Source organism: Virgibacillus sediminis, assembly GCF_042643265.1.
Taxonomy (GTDB): domain Bacteria; phylum Bacillota; class Bacilli; order Bacillales; family Amphibacillaceae; genus Virgibacillus_O; species Virgibacillus_O sediminis.
This window is the reverse complement of sequence record NZ_JBHRRZ010000001.1, coordinates 1-24,999: the sequence shown is the minus strand read 5'-3', so window position 1 is coordinate 24,999 and position 24,999 is coordinate 1. Positions and strand designations below refer to the sequence as shown.

At 39.2% G+C, this 24,999-nt stretch carries 25 protein-coding genes and 3 pseudogenes; 3 read left to right on the top strand and 25 right to left on the bottom strand.

Translation table 11 applies throughout. The annotated features are described in order from the left end of the window. Positions 1-648: 648 nt before the first annotated feature. The 7 genes from ACFODW_RS00140 to ACFODW_RS00110 form a co-directional block, all read right to left on the bottom strand. A complete protein-coding gene (locus ACFODW_RS00140) occupies positions 649-1,374 on the bottom strand; it encodes a hypothetical protein (protein WP_390301083.1) in 726 nt (241 codons plus the stop codon). 179 nt (positions 1,375-1,553) lie between these two features. Next, positions 1,554-2,258 carry a response regulator transcription factor gene (locus ACFODW_RS00135; RefSeq protein ID WP_390301080.1) on the bottom strand — a complete coding sequence of 235 codons (705 nt, stop codon included), beginning with the start codon at positions 2,256-2,258 and terminating at the stop codon, positions 1,554-1,556. A gap of 29 nt (positions 2,259-2,287) precedes the next feature. After that, positions 2,288-2,944 (bottom strand): phosphate signaling complex protein PhoU, encoded by a 657-nt coding sequence (phoU, locus tag ACFODW_RS00130; RefSeq protein ID WP_390301077.1) that lies wholly within the window; start codon positions 2,942-2,944, stop codon positions 2,288-2,290. Between the two features lie 15 nt (positions 2,945-2,959). After that, complete coding sequence (gene pstB / locus ACFODW_RS00125) at positions 2,960-3,739, bottom strand: phosphate ABC transporter ATP-binding protein PstB (protein WP_390301074.1); 780 nt, start codon at positions 3,737-3,739, stop codon at positions 2,960-2,962. Positions 3,740-3,755: 16 nt separating this feature from the next. Next, entirely contained in the window at positions 3,756-4,634 is an 879-nt protein-coding gene (gene pstA / locus ACFODW_RS00120; RefSeq protein WP_390301071.1) for a phosphate ABC transporter permease PstA, read from the bottom strand. Position 4,635: 1 nt separating this feature from the next. Then, on the bottom strand, positions 4,636-5,580 hold the full coding sequence (gene pstC, locus ACFODW_RS00115; protein WP_390301068.1) for a phosphate ABC transporter permease subunit PstC: 945 nt from the start codon (positions 5,578-5,580) through the stop codon (positions 4,636-4,638). A gap of 79 nt (positions 5,581-5,659) precedes the next feature. Then, positions 5,660-6,631 carry a phosphate ABC transporter substrate-binding protein PstS family protein gene (locus ACFODW_RS00110; RefSeq protein WP_390301065.1) on the bottom strand — a complete coding sequence of 324 codons (972 nt, stop codon included), beginning with the start codon at positions 6,629-6,631 and terminating at the stop codon, positions 5,660-5,662. A gap of 1,746 nt (positions 6,632-8,377) precedes the next feature. Here ACFODW_RS00110 and ACFODW_RS00105 point away from each other — a divergent pair. The 3 genes from ACFODW_RS00105 to ACFODW_RS00095 all read left to right on the top strand — a co-directional run bounded on the left by ACFODW_RS00105 (position 8,378) and on the right by ACFODW_RS00095 (position 11,274). Beyond that, a complete protein-coding gene (locus ACFODW_RS00105) occupies positions 8,378-10,003 on the top strand; it encodes a Na/Pi cotransporter family protein (RefSeq protein ID WP_390301062.1) in 1,626 nt (541 codons plus the stop codon). 260 nt (positions 10,004-10,263) lie between these two features. Next, positions 10,264-10,779 (top strand): DUF1269 domain-containing protein, encoded by a 516-nt coding sequence (locus ACFODW_RS00100; protein ID WP_390301059.1) that lies wholly within the window; start codon positions 10,264-10,266, stop codon positions 10,777-10,779. A 246-nt stretch (positions 10,780-11,025) separates the two neighbouring features. Next, on the top strand, positions 11,026-11,274 hold the full coding sequence (locus tag ACFODW_RS00095; RefSeq protein ID WP_390301057.1) for a hypothetical protein: 249 nt from the start codon (positions 11,026-11,028) through the stop codon (positions 11,272-11,274). A 224-nt stretch (positions 11,275-11,498) separates the two neighbouring features. Here the strand turns inward: ACFODW_RS00095 and ACFODW_RS00090 are convergent. The 18 genes and pseudogenes from ACFODW_RS00090 to ACFODW_RS00005 all read right to left on the bottom strand — a co-directional run. Further along, a pseudogene (locus ACFODW_RS00090) lies at positions 11,499-11,777 on the bottom strand (hypothetical protein); the annotation flags it as partial. 32 nt (positions 11,778-11,809) lie between these two features. Continuing rightward, positions 11,810-12,211 (bottom strand): PD-(D/E)XK nuclease family protein, encoded by a 402-nt coding sequence (locus tag ACFODW_RS00085; protein ID WP_390301054.1) that lies wholly within the window; start codon positions 12,209-12,211, stop codon positions 11,810-11,812. A 76-nt stretch (positions 12,212-12,287) separates the two neighbouring features. Next, a pseudogene (locus tag ACFODW_RS00080) lies at positions 12,288-12,720 on the bottom strand (single-stranded DNA-binding protein). Positions 12,721-12,778: 58 nt separating this feature from the next. After that, positions 12,779-13,345 carry a hypothetical protein gene (locus ACFODW_RS00075; RefSeq protein WP_390301052.1) on the bottom strand — a complete coding sequence of 189 codons (567 nt, stop codon included), beginning with the start codon at positions 13,343-13,345 and terminating at the stop codon, positions 12,779-12,781. Positions 13,346-13,798: 453 nt separating this feature from the next. Beyond that, positions 13,799-14,548 carry a recombinase RecT gene (locus ACFODW_RS00070; RefSeq protein WP_390301049.1) on the bottom strand — a complete coding sequence of 250 codons (750 nt, stop codon included), beginning with the start codon at positions 14,546-14,548 and terminating at the stop codon, positions 13,799-13,801. After that, positions 14,542-14,811: a recombinase RecT gene (locus tag ACFODW_RS00065; protein ID WP_390301046.1), complete on the bottom strand. Its 270-nt coding sequence runs from the start codon at positions 14,809-14,811 to the stop codon at positions 14,542-14,544. The genes ACFODW_RS00070 and ACFODW_RS00065 overlap by 7 nt, the downstream gene beginning before the upstream one ends. Positions 14,812-15,438: 627 nt before the next feature. Next, the gene (locus ACFODW_RS00060; protein WP_390301043.1) at positions 15,439-16,770 is read right to left on the bottom strand and encodes a YgaP family membrane protein; all 1,332 of its coding nucleotides are present in this window, start codon (positions 16,768-16,770) and stop codon (positions 15,439-15,441) included. 393 nt (positions 16,771-17,163) lie between these two features. After that, a complete protein-coding gene (locus tag ACFODW_RS00055; protein ID WP_390301041.1) occupies positions 17,164-18,594 on the bottom strand; it encodes a vWA domain-containing protein in 1,431 nt (476 codons plus the stop codon). A gap of 204 nt (positions 18,595-18,798) precedes the next feature. Further along, positions 18,799-19,026: a hypothetical protein gene (locus ACFODW_RS00050; RefSeq protein WP_390301038.1), complete on the bottom strand. Its 228-nt coding sequence runs from the start codon at positions 19,024-19,026 to the stop codon at positions 18,799-18,801. A 144-nt stretch (positions 19,027-19,170) separates the two neighbouring features. Then, complete coding sequence (locus tag ACFODW_RS00045; protein ID WP_390301035.1) at positions 19,171-19,518, bottom strand: DUF3953 domain-containing protein; 348 nt, start codon at positions 19,516-19,518, stop codon at positions 19,171-19,173. Between the two features lie 490 nt (positions 19,519-20,008). Further along, positions 20,009-20,314, bottom strand: a complete 306-nt coding sequence (locus ACFODW_RS00040; RefSeq protein WP_390301032.1) for a hypothetical protein — start codon at positions 20,312-20,314, stop codon at positions 20,009-20,011. A 222-nt stretch (positions 20,315-20,536) separates the two neighbouring features. Next, positions 20,537-20,830: a DNA-binding protein gene (locus ACFODW_RS00035; protein ID WP_390301029.1), complete on the bottom strand. Its 294-nt coding sequence runs from the start codon at positions 20,828-20,830 to the stop codon at positions 20,537-20,539. Between the two features lie 64 nt (positions 20,831-20,894). Then, entirely contained in the window at positions 20,895-21,083 is a 189-nt protein-coding gene (locus ACFODW_RS00030; protein WP_390301026.1) for a hypothetical protein, read from the bottom strand. Positions 21,084-21,651: 568 nt separating this feature from the next. Next, a complete protein-coding gene (locus tag ACFODW_RS00025) occupies positions 21,652-21,831 on the bottom strand; it encodes a hypothetical protein (protein WP_390301023.1) in 180 nt (59 codons plus the stop codon). A gap of 25 nt (positions 21,832-21,856) precedes the next feature. Next, positions 21,857-22,540, bottom strand: coding sequence for a hypothetical protein (locus ACFODW_RS00020; RefSeq protein ID WP_390301020.1), 684 nt, complete (start codon positions 22,538-22,540; stop codon positions 21,857-21,859). Positions 22,541-22,944: 404 nt separating this feature from the next. Continuing rightward, a complete protein-coding gene (locus tag ACFODW_RS00015; protein WP_390301017.1) occupies positions 22,945-23,139 on the bottom strand; it encodes a hypothetical protein in 195 nt (64 codons plus the stop codon). 1,093 nt (positions 23,140-24,232) lie between these two features. Beyond that, positions 24,233-24,394 carry a hypothetical protein gene (locus ACFODW_RS00010; RefSeq protein ID WP_390301014.1) on the bottom strand — a complete coding sequence of 54 codons (162 nt, stop codon included), beginning with the start codon at positions 24,392-24,394 and terminating at the stop codon, positions 24,233-24,235. A 336-nt stretch (positions 24,395-24,730) separates the two neighbouring features. Then, positions 24,731-24,999, bottom strand: a pseudogene (locus ACFODW_RS00005) (ATP-binding protein); the annotation flags it as partial.

Below are 24,999 nucleotides of genomic sequence, written 5' to 3'. Positions count from 1 at the left end.
GCGGTGTCTCTTGTTTGACTCGCTCCTTGTACTGTTTCCATTCCTTTCGTAGATCTCTTTCACTTCGGAATCGAATGTAGGATTCCTGATACCCCATTTGCTTTTCCACTCCCTTTCGGTTGATTTTTATATATGAAAAAAGCCGACCAATCCCCCGAGGAATCAATCGACTTTTTTATCCGCATGAAAAAAAGCATTGCAGACGCAATACTCCTTTTTACGATATATAGATATGATACTCATTGTGTATTTATCGTATTCGATAACATACTGCCTTTTTTACGTGTGATTATCACCAAAACCAAAAGGCCAGAGATGCTTTATGCCGAATCTCCTTCTTGAAGAAAGTGTGACGACTGCTACACAGGATGCAGATTGAATACTTAATAATATACTGTTAGCTTACTGAAATAGTCTGAATTTGTCAAATATGAGATAGCAAGTTGGACAACTTCCCTAGCAAAAATAACTACCGGGCCTCAGCTTAGGATGAACATTATTAAGAATATTATAGGGAAGGATGACCTCATTAATTATTAGACTTGGGAAGCATTCTGTGCCAAAAAATCTTTTGTAGAACCTAAAAAGAGACCTCATTTCCGAGGTCTCTTTTTAGGTGTAATCATCGAGAAATTTCTTATTCCGAACTTAAACCAGTTTTTCATTTTCCACATTCATTGATTGTTTCTTTTCTTTAATTGTTTGAAGTAATTCTTTGTCCTCCACAACCGGACTATCTGTATCCCATTTTTCCTCTGCAGGAAGATCAAACAACAATTTTTCAGCATAAGGAGCCGGCTCGCCTTTCAAGAATTGCGTGATTTGTTCTTTAATTTTTTGCCGAGCCTCATCAGGTGTCCGTTTACCCTGCACAATTTCATGCATCACATTCATCGAAATAGTATTGGCTCCCTCATTGTCGCAGTGAACCATCACTTCACCCTTTGTACGATCTACAAACAGGCTTCCTTCAAGCATAGCCAATTCCCCAATTTTTTCAGCTGGTACATGATAGTTGATGGCTTGTTCCAGCATATCTGTATGCGGCTCAGGGAAGTCGTGTGGATAGCCATCTTTATAGACAATGGTTCTTTTCCAAGGTCCATTGTAATACCAAGTAACCTGTGTTTCCGTTGCAGTATTCGGCTCACCGTAAAATTTTATCATTGTTTCGATGACCTCTTTCGATAAAAGCGGCCAATTATCGATAATTTCTTCTACTGCGGATTTGTCCACTGTGTGTTCTGTCCCCCTCGTTCCGGTCATATCAGTTTCATGAAGTTTTTTATTGGTTGCTTCAGCGATTGCACCGACTTTTATACGGTCTTCACTCGGTATTTGACCTGAAATGGGTTGTTTTTTATCGATTGCCATTTAAAGAACATCCTCCCTCTATATACCCAGTTTTTAATTAATTTCCCCTTTAAGATATACTGAAACACTCTAGGTTCGGAGGTAATTATACTGAGATAACTGGAATTAAGGCTAAATTTGGGCGAACAAAAAAAGAGGCCGTTAGGTCGGCCTCAATAAATAAATGTGCAATTATAAAATTAATCCTCAGGTGGTATATCGAAGACATAACCAGCACGGCTTTTTGTTCTAATAAACATGGGGTTATTTCGGTCCGGTTCGATTTTTCTCCGCAAGACACTGATATAAGCATCTATTGCACGAGTAGAAAGGTCGTTTCCAAGAAAAGAAACTAATTCCTTTCTTCTAAAAACCTTCCCTTTATAATTGTACAAATGACATAGCAATTTCATTTCTTGCGGACTAAGCTCCCGGGCCTCATTATCTATAATGATTTTATAATTATTAGGAAGGATTTTCAGCCTCCCCGCATCAACAACCTCTCCGTTGTAATTCCTAAGCGCTGAAGTGCTAACGTTATATCTCCTCAGTAATTTTCGGACACGAACTATGATTTCTTTATGCCTATTTATATCTACTACAAAATCATCTATTCCTAGCTCCAAAGCAAGAGCAACCGTAAAATCCTCAGCCCCAGGTTGAATGGCCATAATAGGAACTTGAACATCCTGTTTCCTGACAATGTTAAATAGATCCATTATTTCCTCTGAATCTCTCGAATCGGAACGTATAACAATTAGACGAAAATTGGCAGCGGTCATTTCATGCAAGAATAAATCCTTATTTTCAAACCAAACATAATCATAGATTGTTTCCCCCAAAGCTTCTCGCAGAAGGTTAATCAGGTGAGGACTTTCTTCAATAATGAGTATTCTGTTTCCCACCCCGCTCCCCCACTTTCATAGCTGGAAACTTAACTATTTAAATCAAACTGCTTTCCCTTCACTAAATAGATGATACTTTCCGATATATTAGTGATATGGTCACCTACACGCTCGAGATCTCTGCATACAAAGGCGAGCTGTGTTACTTGGGAAATAAGATTGGGATCCCTACTCATATATTGAAGTAATTCCTGTATAAGTTTGCCATGCATCTTGTCAACTTCATCATCTTTATCTGCTATCTCTTTTGCTGTGACAATGTCCTCGCTCTGAAAAGTATCCAGGACGTCTGCCGTCATCCCTATCACTTTTTCTGCCATTTGGGGTATGTCCTCTAAGGGTTTAAACAACTCCTTCTCCCCGATCCTTATGGTAGACTTAGCAATATTTACGGCCAAGTCTCCTATACGCTCCAGGTCACTGGACACTTTCAGGATAGTAACTAATCTTCTTAAATCCGTTGCTACCGGTTGTTCTTTTGCTATCAGCCAAATTGCTTCATTGTTTAATTCCTCTTCCAGACGATTGATTCTGTAATCTTTATCAATAACTTCTACACTTCTGTCAACGTTTTGTTCTTTTAGTGCCGCAACAGACTTTTCCAAAGCTTCCTTGGACATATTCCCCATTCGAACCAGTTTTGTATTTAACTCTTCCAATTTATTTTCAAATGTTTTTCTCACCATTGTAAACTCCTCCTATTAACCGAATCTCCCTGTAATATAATCTTCCGTCTCTTTCTTCTGTGGATTATGGAATATTTTATCCGTCTTATCATACTCCACCACATAGCCATTCAGGAAGAAAGCTGTCCGGTCTGAAATCCTCGCCGCCTGTTGCATGTTATGGGTAACAATGACGATACTATAATTGGTTTTCAACTCTTGTACAAGTTCTTCTACTTTGTTCGTAGAAATAGGATCCAAAGCAGAGGTTGGTTCATCCATCAGGATAACCTCAGGCTCTATCGCCAAACAACGAGCGATACAGAGGCGTTGCTGCTGCCCACCAGATAGCCCCATTGCGTTACTTTTCAGTCTATCTTTCACTTCATCCCAAATAGCTGCTTGCTTTAGACTTTTCTCCACAATCTCATCCAGTCTACTTTTCTTCTTTACACCATGAATCCTAGCTCCATAGGCTACGTTGTCATAAATGGACTTTGGAAAAGGATTCGGCTTTTGAAACACCATTCCCACCTCTGTGCGCAAGTCCTCCACATTATATTTCGGATGGAAAATGTTCTGATTTCCATAATTGATCCTTCCCGCCATATTTACAATCGGCACCATCTCAACCATACGATTTAAAGATTTGATAAACGTGGACTTCCCGCAACCAGAAGGGCCGATAATCGCGGTTACTTCATTTTTATATATATCCATATCTATGTCGTAAAGTGCTTGGTTTTTCCCATACCAAAGATTAAATTGGTCCACCGATATTATTTTCTCTTTATTCACTTCTTGGTGTCTCAACATTATATTCCCCTTTTTATTAATATCGTTTATTCATCTTGTTTCGAATTAACACAGCTATTAAATTCATTACGATTAGCATTACCAGCAGCACAATAATCGCCGCTGCAGCGACGTCTTGGAATTCTGCCTGCGGCCGGCTTGTCCAGTTAAAAATTTGTATCGGCATTACCGTAAAACCGGACCATATACTATCCGGGGTGAAAGCTACGAATGTTAAAGCACCAATCACGAGCAACGGAGCCGTTTCTCCAATAGCTCTCGACAGAGCTAATATAGAACCAGTCATAATACCGGGAATTGCTGCTGGAAGCAGAATTCTTCTAACAGTCTGCCACTTGGAAGCTCCTAAAGCATAAGAAGCTTCTTGCGTATCGTTTGGCACAGACCGCAAGGCTTCTTGAGCCGCCACGACAATAATCGGCAAGATCAGGAGGCTCATGGTTAGCCCTCCCGCTAACAGGCTTCGGCCCATTTCCATTACTCGGACAAAAACAGTAAGACCAAGCAAACCAAAGACAATGGAAGGAACTCCTGCCAAATTGGAGATGTTAATTTTTATTAAATCTGTAAATTTATTTTTCTTTGCATATTGTTCGAGATAGATCGCTGTACCCACCCCTAAGATAATGGATACGGGGGCTGTTATTGCCATTAACCAGATTGTACCCATTATTGCAGCTTTAATTCCGGCCTCTTCCGGGTGCCTCGATGCAAAACTAGTAAAGAAATCCCAATCTATATAGCCAATCCCTTGCGTAATTATACGTGCAAACAAAACCAATAGGATGACTAAAGCTAATAAGGTTGCCAGTAGGAACACAGACCGAGAGACAACGTTCACGGCAAGGCGAAATGTGGTATTTTTATTCATTTTCTTTTTATCATAGAAAGCCATCTTAATACTCCTCCCTGAATCTTTTGGTAATATATTGAGACAGGAGATTCATGACAAGGGTGAATACAAATAACGTCATACCGACAGCATATATGCTGTAGTAGATGGTCGAACCAAAGGACGCATCTCCCATGCTCACTTGTACAATATAAGCCGTCATTGTTTGAATCGACTCAGTAGGATCTACTGTCATTTTCGGGGTCGCTCCCCCCGCAACCGAAACTATCATCGTCTCACCGATTGCTCTGGAAATTGCTAATACAATGGAAGCAACAATGCCTGATAAAGCTGCAGGCAACACAATTTTTATTGCTACTTCAAAGCGGGTAGATCCCATAGCAAGAGCTCCCTCCCGCATGGAATTCGGAACGGCACTCATCGCATCTTCTGATAACGAGGCAATCATCGGCACAATCATGATACCAACCACAATACCTGGACTTAATGCATTAAACAGAGGAAGCTCGATAAAACTTTGAAGCAATGGTGTGACAAAAGTCAGCGCAAAAAAACCATATACAATTGTAGGAATCCCGGCAAGTACCTCCAAAATAGGTTTAATGATTCTTCTTTCTCGTTCTCCAGCATATTCACTGAGATAAATAGCGCTCGCTAATCCGATTGGGACAGCAACCACTATTGCTATACCCGTGATAAGGAGAGTTCCGGAAATAAGAGGTAGTATCCCGTATGCCGGGTTATCAGCAACAAAGGGGTACCATTCTGTCCCTGTGATAAATTTCATAAATGGTATCTCACTAAAAAACGTGAGGGTTTCAAATAATAAGGTAAGAACTATCCCTACTGTCGTAACGATCGATATCACCGCACAAATAAGGAAAAACATCGGGAATGCTCGTTCGGCAAATTTACTCCAATAACTGTTTTTACCTTTTCGCTTTCGAATCAGCTCCGAGACTGATTGATTAGATTGATGCTTATCCATCTTATTAAACCCCTTTACAAAGATATGAGGTGAGAAGTTTCCCCTCTCACCTCGCCTGTTAACTTTTTATTTTTGTAAATTACTTTCCTGCTATCTCGTCTAACTTATTGAGTTGTTCATTATACGCTTCTTCGGAGAGTGCAATATAACCCACTTCTTCAGCAAGTGTTCCGGCGTTCTCTAATGCAAATTTCATATATTCGTATACCGCTTCATTATTCTGTATGGATTCGTTATTCACGTAAACATACAACGGACGGGAAAGTGGTTCATATTCTCCGCTTTGGATCGTTTCTGGACTAGGCTTAACCTTTTCGCCTTCACTATTTTCAATTGGAACAATATTTAGGTTATCTTGATTTTCAATATAATAAGCATATCCAAAATAAGCAATTGCGTTTGGTGACCCTTGGACTCCTTGCACCAGCACATTATCATCTTCAGAAAGAGAAGCATCTCTATTAATCGCTTGCTCATCTAAAATAACTTCACTAAAGTAATCGTACGTACCAGAATCCGTACCAGGACTGTAAAGTTCTATTTCTTCCTCAGGCCACCCCTCTCTTACATCGGCCCATGTCTCAACATCGCTGTCTTCTAGATAGATGGAAGCCAATTCATCGGTCGTCAGATAGTCAACAAAGTCATTTTCCGGATTCACCACTACGGATAGACCGTCATAAGCAATTTCAAACTCTGTATATTCAATTCCATTTTCCTCTAATAATTCTTTTTCTTCTTCGGAAACAGGTCTTGAAGCATTCTGAATATCTGTCTCCCCATTAATAAACTTTTCAAATCCTCCGCCAGTACCGGAGACACCTACAGGAGCATTAACGCCGCCTTCTTGAATCGAGTATTCTTCTGAAACAGCCTCCATGATTGGGAAAACAGTCGAAGAACCATCAATCGCAACCTCTCCTGTCACTCCCTCTCCGGAAGATCCCTCATTTCCACTTTCTTCAGGCGATTCAGTACCATCTCCATTTCCACATGCAGCTAAAAAGGCTGCAATTGCACCGACCATAAGGATGCTTAATAATTTCTTCAATTGTGCTCCCCCTCGTTATGTTTGTATTAATACTACATTTCCCATAATAGGGGGAGACCTTTAACTTAGTATTAATTTAATATTAAGTTATTGTAAATTTAGTCGAAAAAAAAAAGAAAAAGGGTATTATTGTAATTTAATGGCTAGACATAGTAACATACTTCGCACAATACTAGGCCTTATATATATGGCGTCTGTCCAATGAGGTACATTGCTAAGCTCGCTCAAACTTCCCTAATATTTTTCCATGATGATAGAAATATATGCTACTCATCATTTTAGTTAAGTTCTTTGGATGTAACCATATTAATATAAATAAGCCTTCCTAAATGTCAATTTGCCATTGACGCAGGCCCAGTTCTAAAAGGGTGTAGGGTTTAAAGTTTTTCAAAGCGAATGTGCTTCTTCGAGTGCCCTTTCATTGTTCCGTTGTCTACTAGGCTGTTACTCACGTAAAATTCCTGAGATACATTCCTTTCATCGAAAAATGAAGATTTTCTCCTCTTCAGTTCATCAAGCAGCCAATTCTTAACTTCCTAAGAGCCGGTTAACATCTCCTTCTTCCACGAAAAGGTAAGTTCGAGTTGTTTCAAGCAAATCCCCTTTATACTTACTTGGAGGGGTTCTTCACCCGCTTTTTCCAGTACGGTTAATTGTCCGCTATGCTTCAAAATGGCCTAATCAGCCTAGCCTCGAGAAACTCCCCTGTATACGAAGCAGTTCCAAGGCCAACTCAGTTACCAATTTATGTTTCTTCATTTCCTTCACGTTAATTTTCCCATTTTCGAAATTAAAGGGGGCTTCACTTTATAAGTTGACACCCAATGTGGTATTTCTGGATGTTGTTTTAATGATATATCCCAGTATTTATCATTAATACATGCCCGCCCCTACACCTACGTCTTATTGGCCTTTCTTCCAATTAATAAGTTAATAGGGTTATAAAAAAGATGAAGAGAGACATATATAGAAGGCTACTTAAAAAGTCAGGCATTGGATGAGGGGTGGAACAGCATCTTGGTGGCACCCGTTCTTCATTAAATTAATAAGGAAATAGTTTTTTATTTCCTTATACCATCAGACTACGGGCTATTCTTTTCCAATACGCAGGGCTCCGTTATTCGGTCGGAATTATTTTGTGAAAAGGAGAAAATACAGATATCATACTAATAGAAAAGTTTATCTTCGCCTTCCTGCAATAGTTCTTTCTGTAGGAACATAGCTGCGAATACTTCCCTCAGAACCTTTGAAACCATCCTCCTTCAACATTTGCCATATCCGTTTGGCAGTCCTTCTGTTTATCTTGCTTTTTTCATATCCTCTCTCAGCCACTCATCTATTGTCGGCTTAATGGGATCCAAGTTAGGTGCTGGTTGTTTCTTTTTCGGATTGTCTGAAGAGGGAAACTCTTCTTTGTCTACGTATTTTACCCTATGTCAGTCACTTCTCACATCTCCTTAGAGACTTCCTCCCTTAATAGGTTACACAATAGGAAGGCTATTGAATTTGGGGGTATTGCTAGTGGCTTTTGTTTTTCCTTCTCATGGAAACCTTAAAGGCCTTCTGTTACCTACATTTTTATAGTGCCTAAATATAATAAGTAGGCTCAAAATAAAAATCATCCCAAGTATAAATGTAAATTATACATTAAGTTTTTTATGATCATATTTACACATACATACAGATCGTTTAATAATTGGAATGGCAAATACCAAACTTCGACAAATGGAAGGGTAGGATCCAACAATGAATATAGATGTTCAAATGTTGATTTTTGAATTCATCGGAGGGTTAGGTATTTTCCTTCTTGGTATCAAATATACGGGCGACGGCCTTCAGAAAACGGCTGGCAACAGACTAAGGGCCGTTCTTAATAAGTTTACCAGTAACCCTTTTATCGGGATGTTGGCGGGTATTGCGGTGACCATCCTTCTACAGTCCAGTACGGGAACAACCGTATTGACCATCGGGCTGGTGAATGCAGGCTTTATAAGTTTCAGACAGGCCATTGGGGTCATTATGGGGGCGAATATCGGTACGACCTTCACCGCCTTCATCATCGGCATTGACCTTGGAGAATATGCTCTGCCGATAGCGGCGGTTGGTTCTTTCCTGCTTTTCTTCTTTAAGAGGCCTAAAATCAATCACATCGGACAGACGCTTTTCGGCTTCGGCTCATTATTCTTAGGATTGGAATTTATGAGCAGCGGAATGTCTCCGTTACGGGAACTTGAGGCATTCCAGAACCTTACAGTAAATATGAGTTCCATTCCGATTCTCGGTGTGATCATCGGGACGGTATTCACCGTGATTGTACAGAGCTCCTCGGCCACCATCGGGGTGCTTCAGGGACTGTTTGCACAGGGAGCCATTTCCTTGGATGCAGCATTACCAGTATTACTCGGCGATAACATCGGGACAACGATTACAGCGGTGCTCGCTTCTCTCGGAGCATCTGTAGCCGCCCGAAGGACTGCATTAACACATGTGGCCTTCAACCTAATTGGTACCACCCTTGCTATAATGCTACTAGACTTCTATACACAGTTTGTAAATTATCTACAGAATACTTTTGATTTAAACCCTGAAATGACCATCGCTTTTGCCCACGGAAGTTTTAACCTTGCTAACACGATCATCCAGTTCCCGTTCATCGGTGCATTGGCTTGGCTGATGGTAATGCTGGTTCCGGGGGAGGATGTGATGGTCGAATATAAACCAAAGCATCTGGAACCCGTCTTTGTTCAGCAATCACCCACTTTGGCTCTGGACCAAGCAAATAAAGAAATTTTCCGTATGGGGGAGTATGCGGTTAAAGGATTGGAAGAAACCAGCCAATACCTGACAACGAATCAGACAAAACATTCCGATATGGTCATGCGGCTTGAAGACGCGTTGAACAATCTGGACAAAGAGATTACTGATTATCTGATCAACATCTCTACGGAATCCCTGTCGGAAGCAGACAGCAGCAGGCATATAGCCCTGATGAACGCTGTGAGGGATGTTGAAAGGACAGGGGATCATGTTGAAAATCTTGTTGAACTCGTCGACTACAAGAAGGCCCATAAAGTGCTTCTTACAGAACAAGCAATAACAGAACTAAATAATATGTTTGATCTGACGATCCTTACAGTGAAACAAGCCGTTAAGGCCCTGGAAAAAATGGACAGGAAAGCGGCGCTTGGTGTCGTCCAAAAAGAGGAAAAAATAGATATAATGGAGAGGGAATATCGCAGGAAACACCTTATTCGTGTAAACGAAGGTCTGTGCAGCGGTACTGCGGGTATAGTATTCGCCGATATGCTCAGCAACCTGGAGCGTATCGGCGACCACGCTGTTAACATTGCAGAGGATGTATTAGGAGTTTAAAAGGCCTCCCAGGAAAAGCACTAAACCAACAAAAACTGCACCTATCATAGGACATCACCGACTAATGAAGTTGCGGTTTTTGGCTATACCTTCTCTGATTCAGCCTTTCTAATGATAGGATTCCACTCATCCTATATTCGCTCCCCCAATGGGTTTCAAGCCCGTTAACAAATTTGCCGCATTCAATTATGTAATGAGTAGTAAACTTCTTTTTTTACGGGTATAGATTAACAATCCCATAAAAGGAGGTTATTTCTAAAATGGATAGGATTATCGGTGGTGCCTTTTCTGATGTGGAGAATGCGGAGAGAGCGATTAAACACCTAAAAGATATAGGGTATACCAGTAAAGACATTTCTGTGCTTGCTAAAGATAGCGGTAACGTAAACAAGATTCATCATGATACAGGTGCTGATGCTTCAACGGACAAAGGTGGACGAGCGAAAAACTCCGGGAAAGGAGCCGGAATTGGAGCCATTTCAGGTGGCGCCCTCGGTGGTCTTGTAGGTCTGATTGCTGAAGTCGGTCTATTGACTATACCAGGAATCGGAGCAGGAAGCGGCGGAATCATTGGAGCTTTAGTGGGAGCCGGTATTCCCGAAGAGCAGGCAAAACAATATGAAAAGTACCTTAAAGATGGGAAAATCATTGTATTAGTCGAAGCCGGCGATGATAACCAGCAAATCGTCTATCGGGCCTTTCTATCCAACAAAACTGAAAACACCGATATGTATCCGGAAGAAGTGGTTATCGCTCAAAAAAGACCAAACTTTTAAGCCAGATTAATGAGAAGCAGGTATTCATCAAAGAGTGAAACACCTGCTTCTCATATGTTCTTTTTGTCCTTCAAAGAATGGTGCAATAAAATCTAATTTGAAGAAAATCTCCCCAGACAACTTTCATACTTATATATCTCATCTTCCCCGTTTAGGTGCTTACTGTAATGGTAGGTGTCAAAAGATAACCAAGGCTCTAGGCAGTCACCCACTCCCTTTCCAGCTAGATGAATAACATGAAGTGTTGTGCTATTAGAAAATAACGGGGGTTTCTTCCTGCAACTTGATCAAACGATTAAAAATCTTTTGGACGAAGCCAGCTTATATGGCTCGATGGCTAAAAGGTATGAGTACAGTAACCCACAACGTCATATGTATCTTTATCAAAAGCATTACCAGGCAGTGATGAAGCTGGAACAGCACTATATGGTGTTGGAAGGGAAGAACGATTACAATCATAGCCATCATCAAAATGGTAACTTCCCGATGTATTAGTCTGCATTAACAAATTACGGACCTTCTTTTGACCTCCTTGTGTATAACCAGTGTTGAAAGAATGCTTACTGGCAGTATCAACTAAGGTATATAAGCGCCCGTTACTTAATAACTGCGTATATCTCCTATTGGATAGACCGTATACTGATACTCCCTTATTAGCCCCTTCATATCGAAGGGGCTTCCATTTAGGAAAAATAAGCGAATTTGTAATATAAGATGTGTCAAAAAGCCAGCCTATTCCGTTCTATTTTTATACATTGACTAGCAAGCGGGCAGTGGTTACACAGACGTGATGGTCTTGCCGGAAATACTCTTTTCCTCTCCTCGGGCATGACCTCCAACAGATCCAGCCTTTCATTGATTTCATCTGCTATATCCAATGCCCATTTTCTTTCCTCTTCCATTTCCTCCTTACTGAATATCCTTCCCTTTTCCTTCCTAAAACGTAAAAAGTGCAGGATTGCCTCTACTCTATTCACTCCTGTTTCTTGGCTGATTGCCCAGGCGTATAAAGAGCTAACTGCTTATTATCCTATACTCCGTAAATTGACCTGTTCGTCTTCCAGTCTGTAATTGCACCATCTGGTGACAAGAGATCAATATAGCCTTGAATTTCTGGCGCGTTATGGCTATTTGATGGTGGGAGTTTAAAATAGACTTCCGTTCTGCCCATCTTCCAGTAAACAGGTGCACGTTCGACCAAATCAGAAATCTCCTGCTGTACTAGGTCTTCGTGAAACCCTGCGGATGCATACCCGTTCAAAACGGCCTCTTCATGGCTAGAACCATTGATTATATCGTCGATGGCCTGATGAACCGCCTTTCCAAGAGCCAACGGCTTTGTCACAGGCTCTTCTTTTCCTAAGACATACTTGTTATAGAACCGGTAGGGACACTGTCTGTATAGATTCAAGCGTGAGAATGAAAATATCAATCTTTTCCCCTCCTTTCCGTATAAATAAAAAAAGAGAGACAGATTTGATTCCATCTCTCTTTACCCTTCAATCATTTTAAAACGGCAGGTCGTCATCATTCACATCCACGGGTACACCCTGACTCTGATATGGATTGCTCTGTGGACGACTCTGGTTATTGGGATTGGATTGGTTCCCGTGTCCATTCTGGTTACGGGTATCAAGAAACTCGACATGATCGGCAACCACTTCAGTAATGAATACCGTCTTTCCATCCTGCCCTTCAAACGAACGGGTCTGGATACGGCCGGCCACGCCTACTTGAGAGCCTTTCCTGCAATATTGTGCTGTATTCTCCGCAGGTTTCCTCCATACCTGACAACGAAATGAAATCTGCGTCCTGATTACCTTGATTATTTTTGAACGGACGGTTCACCGCCAGGGTGAATGTTGCAACAGCATTTCCATTCTTCGTGTATTTCATGTCTACGTCTTTTGTCATGCGACCGATTAATTGAACATTATTCATTTCATAAAACTTCCCTTCGATTTGATTTTTGTTTTTGACCTTGGTAGACTAAACCAAGTTAAATGACTTTTTGTGTGACACGTTTCTCTTTCGGAACGTGTCTTTTTTTATTTTCCATTTTGTCTGCATGCTGGATGAACATGATGTTCAGAAACAACGTTTCCAGTTCGAAGTCCATGGTCTTCAGACAGACCCTCCATGCACTCCGTCCCAGTTCTGTTCCTTCTCTCGACCAATCCGCCGCATCTTCCCACGGTTTCAAGAATTCTTCCTGGATGCGTGTGTACATGTTTGGAATATAGGACTCCCAGCAAATTTGTATGAGCCATTCCAATAACTGCTCTTGACGCTTCTCCTGAGTTTCCAGATGAGCGATGCAGATGAACAGGGCATAATGCACCACCAGTTCCTCGTGAACATATCGCTTCCAATCTTTGATGACCTGCTCCCGTTTCTGCAAGAAGTCTTGGAATGATTTCCTTTTGTATTCCTTCCAACCGATCCGGTCCAGCTGATATGGATTCAGCAGGCAAGCCGGGTGCAGTTTTCTCTTCCTTTTACCAAAATACTTTTCCTTCACTTCGTTGTAAGGCTTGCCGCTGAGTTGCACTTCAAAATCAAGCACTCCACCGGAGGTCTTGCAATACCAACATTTATATAAGTTATCTACCGTGTTCAAGGAAAGGTAATATTTCTTCGGCTTGTTGGCGTCTTCCTCACAAAACGGACACTTGCACCGGGTTTCCTTCTTGCCGTAACTCCTGGTTTCAGAGCAACATCCAGAATGCTAGGCAGCACGATGATCGTCCCGCTTTTTCGGCTGGCTGAACAACATCAATCAGAAAAAGGAATCCATTCTCTTTTTTCGGGATGAGGCGCGTTATCTCCTTGTTCCAACCCCTCAGTCTTCTGAACAGCTTCACTGCCGCGGGCAAGTATCAGTTGAGTCTTGCCATCGATAATGCCGGCAATCTTCACGAATTTCTCAGATGCTTTTTCACCGATTGTGACGTTTTGGATGTAAACGTCATAAGCATTACCGGATTCTGTCTGAGCTGAGGGCTCCTGCTGTTCGCTCTTAGCTTCTTAAGCAGGTTCCTCTGGTTGGTCTGATGGTTGACCTGTTTGGTTTTCCTCTAGTGTTTACACCTTCATCTTCTTCGTTTGAAGTTGTGTCGGCATAATTTTTAAGGAAATAAAAACTGTTTTCCTCATAGAGTTCTAACTCTAGTATTTCTCCTAAAGTTACCTGTTTTAAGGATTCCATTAATTGTTCATCCTTCACCAATGCTTGAAATTCTTTCTCTGATTCTTTGCTTTGAACTATCAGCAACCCATACTTCTTCTCCGAGGAGGTCGTCTTGATATCAAATGATTTTACAGCCACCTCATGAGTGAGTGTTTCTGGTTCCAACTGTTCAGCTTCCCGTTGAACTTCTTTTGCAGCCCGTGAAGACTCTGTTGCCTCCTGGTTCTGTGGTGTTTGAGCTGTACCCTCTGTTGGCATGTTTTCATCCAGCCCGATTTCCTCTTGCGTATCCAGCCCTCCCAGTGGGAATTGCCGGCGCAGCACGAAGGTCTCCACTATCTTGACAATCATGGCGATCGGCAGGGTGTCCCACACATTGGGATTGCCATACCTGGAGTTCTGCCTACCGCTGTTGGCTTGGAAGTACTCCTCGAAGTCAACAAAGACGGCTACTGGATGGTGGGTCTTATGCTGCATGATGGCATATGCCCCCAGGATTTTCCCCCGTTTGGTGCCGAATTGATGTCTGACCGTCCCCCTTGAAGGCAAAAACTCGAAATGATCGCCCTCTTTTACCACATTGGCATTGGGCGGGCCAACATACCCGACTGGCGGGTGGCTACACGAAGAAGGCCGTCCCTTGTGGTGATGAACTGGGTCTTGGCTCCACGTTTGGTTTCATAGCGCTGGAAGACGATGTCCCCCAGCAATGGGTTCAGCCCGAAATTCTCACAGACTTCGAGAAAATGTTCGGCCTCTTCCTGTGTGCCATTGACTGGCTTGATAAACCGATTCCAGATCAAGGATTTTTCATAGTTCGAGAATTGGATTGCTTTTTCCATGATTTCATCCGCTCCTTATTTAATAATTTTGTGAAAAGCGTCAGACAAACATCTGTTGTCAGGTCATACCATCACTCCCTTCAAATTTTTTGTATAGCAAAAAAAGCCAGCCGACCCCACAAGTTGGGATAAGCTGGCTTTTATAAGCAATAAAAAAGCATATCGCAGAAGCAATACACTACTTTTAATATCTTGAGTTATTTTGTTTGGGTGTTACTATAAATCGCGGCAGACGTTCCAAAACGTTCTACACAAGTCTTAACGGAAACTCTTTTATGCCGAATCTCCCTCTTTAATTAAAGGATATGACGGCTTCCATCAATAAGATGGCAGGTACACTAGATAACTATACTTGAACAATAACAGAATATTATGATGATACCAAAATAAGCAATTATTTCTCTGATCTAATATATATAAGTACGAAGGACACCATTTTAAGCCCAGTTTTTACCTCAGTTTTGACAAATTGGCATTTTAGCAACACCCCCTTTTTCAATCAAAAGTTACTCCATTTAATGGCACATAAAAAGAATACTTGTTTGCTCATAAGACCATGAATAAACCAATTACTTGAATAAATTTTTATAATTCATTCACATGATTGATTGCAAAGCACACAGCCAATCACCCCTTGATCTCACTCTTATTCCACTTTTCAATGTCTCCGTACCTCCAGACGAGCGAACGTTTAAAAAAGCTGTAAAAACTGTCAACACGTCTGCATACATGTAACAATTCAGATTCTGATGCTATGTTCTCAATATCGGGTAGGAACTCAGGAAGATAAATATACATATAATCTCCAGTATATTCAACCCCAACTTTCCAACCCCTTTCCGTGAATGGTCTCAGGAATTCCAGAACATTATCCAATTCTTTGTCCAATACTTTCCTAGTAATATAGATATCATACCCTTCCCTGGTAGTATAATAGTTGTAATAATACATTTTTGATTGGTCTCCTGCAGGAAGCAGGTAAAAGTTGCTCGAGATGTCTGAATCAAATTCTTTTACATCCGGCATTTGTAAATTCCAAAGAATTCCAATATTACTCTTTCCGTTTTTAAAGATATCTCTGTTGTTTTTATATACATAGGAAATCGTATCAGACAACAACTCGTCATTCACCGGATGGGGTGCTTCATAGCAGTTTTCAATATTAACTTTGTCACCATCAGCCAAATCAAAAACATGTTGTCTTCCAAATGAGGTATCCTTCGTTCTTTTTGTTCTATAGTCCACTTGAACAAATCGCTCATTCCAATAATGCAATAATGTTTTATAGATTGTCAAACTGTCGGTATTCAGGCTATGTCCGCTCCTCTGGCCGATGTTCTTGGAAAATAACGCAAATACAACCAAAACCAACCCGGCAATTATTGTCAGTACGGACATTCCGCCTGATCCCAAAAGCCCGAAAAAAGAAAGGATAGCCCCGGCCACAATGAAAACCAATCTATCTTTTCTTCCTTCTTTCTTTTGATTTCCATCAAGGTCACCCCAGCCCAGCCAACTGCCTATTTTTCCATAGATGATTGGATGTTCAGGAACCCGGAACTCCGGTAACTTGTGCAAGCTCTCGACCTGATATCGCTTTGTCAGCTGCTCATACATTTCGGTTAACCTGTCTTTGCTATGTTTATTTACAATTTCTGCATACTCGTTCCGACTTATATTCAACTTTTTTATACGGCGCTCGCCAAACCGGACGGACAAAGAAACAAATCCCCACATCATCCCGCATACCAATAAGTAAAAAAGAAACATTACAACGAGCAAAACCAAATAATCAAACAAGGAGGCTCTTTGGGTTATTAACGGGATACTAAGTAATATAAGCATAATGGCATAAAATATGAGTCCGCGATAAAAATAGTATCGAAAGCCTTTCTCCAAGAATTTCTTATTCTTATCAGTAACTGTTATATTATAAATCTCTCGTTTTGATAAATTCACTCACCTATTCTCCTTCCCATATACGGTTCAAATTTTAGTGTTATCGCTTTCGGAAAATGTATTTAGTAATAATTACGACCAATCACTTAAAAGGTTTCAAAGAATCTGCGAGCAGAAGTTTTAACCATCACTTCTCCTTCAGTAAATGTCTCTTTAGGCGTTGATCTCTAATAAGGATTCACGCCCACTTTGATACCATATAACCAAATGGTAAAGAAACAAATAAATAATTTATTATTTCTGGGAATCTTGAAGTGATAGTATTTAATATTAAAGTCTGTTTTTCTAATAATGTCTTCCTGGAGAAGCGGTTACGCTTTTTAACCGACAAATAATCCCCACCTCAATTACAAGGAAGGGATTATTATTTACTTTTAGACTGTATGGATTATTTTAATTTGTACCATCTGTATTTTGCTTATATTCTTCATCAATGTATTTTTTTGCTTCTTCGGATTCTTTCTCTTTTAATTCATAATGCGTATCAAAAATGTCTTTTTGGAATTCATAAATCATATCCAGCCGTGCATCTCTTAGATCATAAAATTCAGATTTCACTTCATCCGAAATTTTTCCCTGGTCATACAAGTATTCGAAGGATTCATGGAAATTATGGTATTCTCTTTTCCTTCTGTCTGCCCACTCCCCTCTAAAATCTCGAAGAACGTTCATTCGCTCAGCACCTTTTACCCTAACATCGCTGATGGCATCTGTTTTCCATTTTTTCCATTCTTTAGCCATGTCCTGGGTCCGTTCTAATTCGGTAGTTAATTCATCTTGATTTTTAACATATGTATATGTACCCTCTGCTGCTTCAGCAATTTCTTCCAATTGTTTCTGTCCTTCATTATCTACATCAAATCCAATAACATTCACGATTGGAGTAATATTTGATTCGGCTAAAGCTTGAGCTACTTTGACAGGGTCTCCATCACATGTCTCTACCCCATCACTCACGATATAAATAATGTTGGTATTATTTTCACCATCGTAACTCTTTAAATCTTCTTTAGCAGATTGGATTGCTCCTGCCAATGGTGTCCAACCAGCTGGCTGAAAACCATCCAACGCCTGTTTTAAGTCTTTTTCATTATATGGCTTGAGTCCATAAACCAACTCATTACTCGCACATGAAATTTCTTTATCTGCATTAGAGCCAGTACCCTCAAAACCATAGACTCGAAGCCCAACATTGGCTTCTTTTGGCAATTCTTTCGCAAAATTATTAATCGCTTCTTTTGCTAATTGCATCCTTGACTTTGACCCATTATAAAACCCCATACTACCACTTGAATCCAATAAAATTTCCACATTATAATTTTCTTTAAATTGATATTTGGTATCCTCTATTTCTGGATTTCCAAAATCGAATGCTTCCCACTTCTTCACGATATTTGCTGGATCAGGGTAATCCTCCGCAAAAACAGTGACCAATTTTGCCCAATATTGCTCCACTGCATATTTGTCATTATTTTGTAGAGAAGGGAACTCATCCAAAGCTTCTTTAATTTCACCTGCTTGTTCTTCAAATTCTTTACCACCGAACGGTCCTCCTGGATACTTCACTAAACCCTCCAACGTCTTCGGAGGTTGGGGCACTTCTTCAAAGAGTCCCTCGGAAGGTTCACTTTTAGAAGTTGTCTGGGCAGTACCGTCTTCTTCTTTACTTTTCTCTTCTTTCTTTTGCTGGCCCTCTATTACCTCTTTTTCTCCTTCTTTTGTATCACTCTCAGAAGTCCCGCTCGTTGTTTCAGAAGAACATCCTGTTGCCATAATTAACATGAAAAGCCCGATAATCATACTAAAAGCTTTGATATTTAGCATTACTTTCCCTTCTCTCCTCTATTAAACTATTCTAAATATGGCGCCCGTTAGTGGAATAAAGATTGTAATTATTTTTCTAAGAAAGTTTGCAATTCATCTAATTTATGGGTTTGTAGAACAATACCCTCGTTATCAAATACCACTATTTTAGGATAGGTTTCTATTTCAAAAATAGCTTGATAATCAGTCTCCCTTTCTTCTCCCTCATATTTTATAAGTTAATGAATCAACTTTACCTTCTTGACCTTCCCATAACTCATCAACGTTCCCAACACTATCTTGGAAATCTTGGGAAGGAATATCTTCTGTAAAAATAACAACATTATATTTATTCTTTATCTCTGGTTTGAATTTTCCAATCACTTGTTCTTTTTCTGATGAACAACCTGCAATGATAAATAAAGTTAATAATAACAGTAGAACCTTCTTCATTTAAAATATCCCCTTAACAACTTGTTGAATTAACGTGCCAGTTAGTTAAATAACTCATCTAACCTTAACATAATATTCAAAAATATAGTTCAAAAAAAGACGATTGTTTTGGTGATCGCCTTGTTTAACTATTGGACCCGTTATTCAAAAAAACCCTTGAAGTGACAATGATAATAATAACAAAAAAACCACTACGCTAATCCAACCATAACCTTTCCGTCCTTTTTGAAACTCATCTAATCCCATTACTAGCATCATTAAGCCTAAAAAAAACATCATATATGAGTGGAACTCAAAGTTCTCAGTAATCAATTCATATCCTGCAATTAAAACAACTATTACTGCTAAAATAAATCTAGCTTTGAGCGATTTAAAATTAATTTCTAACTTTTTTTGATTTTTATTTAGACGCCTATTTCTTTTATTAAATAACGAAGCAACCCCCCCAAGTAATACGATTAAAAGTATGAAAAAAATCAGTTGAAAAATCATATCTCCTACGATTATTCCATCAATTGCTGTTAATAAAAAAATAATAATTCCCCCAGCCTGGATTTAAACTCCTGAATAATCTTGCCCGCTAGGACAAGATAGACTGTCAAATAGACGATTTCCTTAATGCGTTAAAGCAACCGCTAGCACAACAACAAACCCAAGAGGTTCCCCACGATCAGCAACGGAGTAGTTGCAATCTCAGCCATTTCCTACTAGCACCCAATATAAATCCAGTAACTTTTTAGGATAATAGAAAGAAGTGCTACAGCTATCCCTTGGTTTGAACTCCTATACCTTTAAAGTTTACTCCTATAGCATCTTACGACTGCTTTATTGTTCAAAATTGAACCCTCCCAAGCAATTTTTAGTCGCCCATCTCGGGTTCAGGCTTAATTCTGATATTGTTCATTTCTATGCAGTGATCGAAGCGTAAGCATAAGGGTTTTTACGCTGTTCGCATGATATCAATGTTGAAGAAGTAAAATAATTAGAAAAATGAACTGAACACAGGCCACCCATTTTTCCAGTCTACCAATACCATAATGAATACAGATGTAAAAAAGGCATTTCGAGCATGTACAAGTTTTGCTTGTTCGTCTTTTGCCTGCATGCGGAAAAAGTTAGTCATTGAAGCAATCAATAGAATAAACATAAAAATCTTTAACGAGACATTTATCCATGGAACTGTAAGGATTTGATCAGCCGCCGATGGATTAACTCCCGCAAAAATAAAAGTGGCAATCCCTATGCCAAAGAGTAATACAACACTTACATTTAATAACTTCACTACCATATCTTCTGATTCCTCACTCTCACAATGAACGACCATTTGTTTTTTCATGAATATTATTTTGGAGCTAGTCCGTATCTAGATGATCCACATTGCTTAAATTTGCGTTTTCCAACAATTTTAGACATACAAAGTAACTCTTCCAGCTTATTAAGTCCGTTCATTGTTGGTAGATTACAGGATTTAAGAGTCGCATCCGATAGGGTTATAACAATAAAAAAGGGTCTACTCCAGATTTTTTAACCATTCACGTAATTTTGCTCTCGGGTAGTACACCCTATTATTTATAAGGATATGCGGTACATCTGAGTGCTCCTTAATTAGATGCTTTGCGTCTTCTTTGGATATACCCATAAAGTGATGCACATCATTTTCCGTTATTAATTCATGTTCCTCCTCATTTTCAAGGATCTCACTAAAACTTTTAGCATCTGGATTCTTAAAATTTTTCAATCCGTTACCTATAAAATACCCTGCCAACGCAATTCCTAGAGCTAGCCAAATTAAGTCAGATTCCATATTAATAACCCCTTTTTTAGATCCTTATTTCCATTAACGCCCTGTTTGTTGAGTAGTTTTAGCACTATTTGGTTTCCTCTTTATCCATAAAAAAAGCCACTGAAACTCCTGAAATACTTGTAAAAGTTAGTATAATAATAGCCGGAATTGGAACGTCAATAGTCCCAGTAATATGTACACTCAACAGTAAGATTGTTGAAATTAAAGCAAGTATGGAAGATAGTTTAAAAATCAATTGACCAGTTATTACCATAGGACCACTCCCTTTCTATAAAATTATCATTACTTCTTTTGACTAGTCCTCACTTCATTAAAACGATTCATACATCCTTTTTTATTATGGATTCGATTAATAAATTATTTTTTGTTATTACCTCTTTCCAAGTCGATTTCATCGGTTTCTGCCAGTTCTAAAGGACCAACAGAGTTATCATTCCTAAACCAACCAAGGTGTCTATAGAGGTGGCCTAATATATAAGTCTATGTTTGTATACGTATTTACCTGGAAGTGATACGAAGTTACCGTCCATTGATATCGAAATACCAGTAATAGAAACAACAGTATTAATGAAAGAATTCTTATATCTGTTTTTCGGCTGGTCTAACATCCTTTCAATGAACACACTCCCCATTACCTATTTTCATATCACACATGCTGCCCAATTATTCGATAACCCTCATATAACTACAATAATTAAAATAGAAACACAAATAATAGAAGCATTTTTTAAATCTATATTATTTTTACCCTCTACAGAAAGAAAACAAGGCACCTTTTATGCCTTGTTTGGAAGGGAGTGTGCAAACAAAAAGGTCACACTTTAACCCGAAGCATTCTTGTTTTGCTTAATAAAGTAATGGGAAATTCCAGCAGCAATAATTCCCACTATCACGAAAATGCTGCTATACGGCAACACTCCCTCGGTGATAAAAGTAACCAATCCCACAATCGCTAGCGCTAATGCAAAGGATCGGATTAACTTCCATACGATTAAAAACACAATCTCCCCTCCCTCTATTAATAGTTTAATGACAAAGAGCTGCCCATCCAGCACTACATGCAATACTTCCCCAAGGAGTCGTCAAAAAGCCCATTATGCCACAGTAAAACACAGCAGCCCACTCACAATTCGGGTCATTCCATAGGTCTTGTTCTCCGGGTGGGTGCCATAAAATCACGGGACCTGTAGCCTTTTCCTCCTCTTTTTCAACCTCTTCATCAAGATCCACCGTATTACCAGTTAAGTAGTTAGTAACTTCTGCTTGGTCGCCAGTATGGTTCAACTTAACCATGTCCACTAATTTTTTACGGTCAACATCATACAATACGATAATTGCCCAACCTTCTTCATCCTTATTGTACTCAAATACGGAAGCGTTGACATCATATTTTCGATCGATTTTTCCTAAGTATTGAGTAGTTACATGTGTATCCCTTAAATCCTTCATGTTCAATCCATCTAACAACTCGCTATTTCTAATCTTATTAATCCATCTAATGTTAGCCTTAATTTCCTTTTTTTCCGTGATTTCGTGCTGTACTTCAGGATTTTTCTCTTGATATTCGTACAAAGATCGCATTTCCTCAAATTTCTTTTCCCATTCAGAGGTCTCATGAGCAGTTACTGGACTGCCGAAAGAAAAACTTCCCACCAACATAACGAGAGCCATCACCGACACTGAGAACCTTTGAAGACTGCCTTTCACCAAACAACTCACTCCATTCCCTTGATTTTTGGACAAAACGCCTTCCACTTGAAAGTACCTACTCCGATATGCACAGCGCTTACACATATATATCCTACTAGGGCTATCCATGTAATTCAACCAATTTTTTGAATTTTACCTTTAATTCTTTTAGTATTGTGTAACTATAGGTCTATTTCTTTTTGTTTTAAATAACGGGAAAGGAAAATCTTCAATAATGATTGGTAGCGTTGAACAACTCCCAAAAAGGAAATAATGTTTAAAAGAAAAATTGGGATAAAGATAAGGTTCTAACAATGAGGTGATCCTTTCTATTAAATAAACGATTGGAATATTATGTAGGAGGGGCTAAATAAAACTGGTTTTGACCAATATGTCTATCACGATGTCCTTAATTGGTAAATCTGTTAATCATCCCCTTTGTTGTAAAAGAATGATGATAAAAAGATAGAGATCCCTATGAGGATAAGACCAATGGATTGAGGAAAATCTTTAAATGAAAAACCTTCAGCAAGCTCTTGTACTAACAAGAAAATGCCTAATAAGAAAAGAAATATTCCCGATAATAAATTGATTTTCCCCACTAAAGATAATTTTTTCAATGACCCCACTCCCCGTTACCTATTCATCTCAAACATGCTGCCCAAATATTCGATAACCCTCATATAATCACAATATTCAATATAAAAGAGCGCAAAGAAAAGAACCATTTTCCGAAATTACCTTGTAAGTACAATTAGTTCAATAAAGAATCAAAAGAAGCATTGGTTCAACCCCTGAAAATTAAATTGTCCTCCTATTAATAAAACGCAGGTTGTTTAATCATTTCCCTGTTAAGTTGTACAACCTTTTAGTCCGATAAAACATCCTTTCATAAATTAATAACAAACTTAGGAATGGGAGAGTTTGAATGCCACAAGAATCACAACCCAATTCGAGCCAAGAGAATGACGAGCAACAAAATCAATGTCCAGAAGGCTGTTGTCAAGGTGATGAAATCCTTTATGTTTCTATTCCTTGCCCTATAAGTATTGTAGTACTCGGAATCGAATTACAACTTGAGTTACCTTGTCTTCGATTAACTTCGAAGACGACCTTACACCTGACCAAGTACAACAGCTATTAGAAGCACTTTCTAATTTACTTGGCGGAATTGGAACAAATATTCCTAGCCAATAGCCCTGAAAGGCTACCTTGTTAGGTAGCCTTTTCATGTTTGTACACTCTTTTACTCTTCTGCTCTTAAAGCAATAATTCTAAATTCAGCATACAAAATTCGAAAAAACCTTTTAAGAAAAAACAATTCCGATCGCGCTGAGGAAGTCTTGCTCCGTTAACATCAGCTAATCATTTCAATCTGTGTCATTACTTTGGCTGGATTCCCACCTACTACCATATAATCTGGGCGCATTTTTTTAACTACTTTTATTCTGCCGTATACCAGTAGCTATTGCCACAGAGGGATTACTGGAACAATCTTTACCTGAAATTCTTATATAGCCCAAATATGCTTTCGGCTGCAAAAACAATCCCTAAAATTAAGTAAAGTAATGATCGATTCATCTCGTTCCAACCCGCAACAGAAGAGAGAATTAAACCTAAGGAAAAAACGAGTATAAACGAGTGGAATATTAATGTGAACCTTCTATATCCTTTATTCTCTTCCAATGGACCAACACTCCTTTTTACACGATGTCAGACGTCTTTATAAACAACTAGAATTTTGTCACCAGATGAACTTAATTTGATATCCATCACTTGTTTCTTAGGATTGGATTTAAGCCACTTATTTGCATCTTCCACATTATCAAAGAGTTCTAGTTGCACTGCTTCTGCAAATGTATTAAATAAATTCACATCTAACACTCCTATCTAATTTATATTTTTAATCTGTATCCTTGTTACGAACTAGCACATCTAAATGTTTCAACAAATAGAATAGTTGATTTTCAACTTAAAATAAACACCCCCGGCTATATCTGATGTTAAGAAGACCATAGGCCAATTAACAAAACAGTGAAAAAGAAAACTCCGAATAAAATTGAAAATATAGACCACCTGGTTTTTTTACTTTTCTTTTTTGCCGAAAGGGCAATAGTATTAAAAATACCGATAAGAGAGATGATTATGAAATAGAAAGAGTAGGTAGCAGAATAGTGTAACCGTCAAGTAGTTTTGAACACTTTTTGCTCATTAATTTTGAACACTTTTCGACTGAAAAACAGATTGCCTGTTCTTGATCCGATAGCTGGATCCGTTTAAATGAATTACCTCGGCCCGGTGAAGAAGTCTATCGAGGATTGCTGTGGTGATACCCTTATCACCCATTAATCCCCCCATTCTTCTGGCCCTTTGTTAGAAGTCAATATAATTGAACTTCGTTCATACAAATGATTGACTAACTGGAAAAACAGATTTGCCTCGTGTTGATCCATTGCCATATACATGAGGTCATCGATGAT